1 protein-coding gene is annotated in these 245 nt (G+C 61.2%); it reads right to left on the reverse strand.

Features of this window, described 5'->3' with window-relative positions; genetic code table 11:
- Positions 1-245, reverse strand: a 245-nt coding sequence (locus SB765_RS32760) for a glycine zipper domain-containing protein (RefSeq protein ID WP_410932908.1), incomplete at both ends; no start/stop codon positions are given.

Raw genomic sequence — 245 nt, forward strand, 5'->3', positions numbered from 1 at the left:
GATGTTATCGCCATTACGGGTCACGCTGACGCCCGTTCCGCGCATCTTGTCGCGCAGTTTCGCTTCCTGCACATCCATGTAGTAACCCACGCCACCGCCCAGTGCGGCTCCGCCAGCAGCACCAATCAGCGCACCTTTACGGCGATCTTTCTTCGACGAGGAGAGTACACCGACACCGGCACCCACTAACGCACCCAGGCCTGCGCCCACACCTGACTTACCCGCCTGAGATTCGCCGGTGTAAG

Source organism: Pseudomonas sp. SIMBA_067 (assembly GCF_046534675.1).
Lineage (GTDB): Bacteria > Pseudomonadota > Gammaproteobacteria > Pseudomonadales > Pseudomonadaceae > Aquipseudomonas > Aquipseudomonas putida.